The following is a 772-nucleotide window of genomic DNA, read 5'->3' on the forward strand; positions in this document are numbered from 1 at the left end:
ACCGTGACGCTCTACTCCGGTCACGGTAGCTAACGCAGTCATCATTATTGCTTACTCTTTGTTACATTAAATGTGACAGATTGAGCAATGCGCTGCGCCGTAGCTGGCGGAATATCTCCGACCACCGAGATTTCATAATCACCATTCACAAAACTGTGTAAGGTTCTACGGCCTTGACGAACCAGTTGTCCTTTTAATGAATGCTCATCTTTGTTTGCTACGTAAACAGAGAAGTTGAACAAGCCATCAGAATACAACTGACTTTCTACCATTTGGTCTGTTGATGCCATACGGTAGCGGTTGAGATCGTTTGGATGAAAACCGTCTGGAGTCCAGCCCACAGTCCAATTGCTCGTGCCAATTTCACCTTTCGGCATTGTAAGCACAGCAGGAAGTTGAACGTCTTCAAGGCCGCTCATCAACTCTGCAATTTTAGGGTTTACTGTGTAAGAGATCGTGCGGTATTGCTCTAGCATCTCGCCATCACGATCGACAAGATCGGCGCGAAGTGGCAATTTGCTCCATTCGTCAATCCAAAGGACATAGGAATAACGTAGTCCGTCTTTCGGCACAATGCGTAATACCTGAGTTGGAACACCGGCTTCACGCGCACGCCCTACTTGAACGTAGTCGTAATACAGGTTTAGCTCGTCGATATTGGTGTTGAGCATCGGTATCGTTGGTGCAACCATTTTGCCTGATTCGATAGTGAACGGTTCCACGCCAGTTTCGATATAACTCACTTCTGTTCCGCGACGAATCACCTCGCGAA

Annotated in this window: 1 protein-coding gene; it reads right to left on the reverse strand. The window is 47.2% G+C overall.

The features are described 5' to 3' along the window. Positions 1 to 44: 44 nt before the first annotated feature. Positions 45 to 772, reverse strand: a 728-nt coding sequence (locus tag R8N49_RS26600) for a MucB/RseB C-terminal domain-containing protein (protein ID WP_318190381.1), incomplete at its 5' end; no start/stop codon positions are given.

The sequence above is a fragment of the Vibrio sp. 1978 genome, from assembly GCF_033344345.1.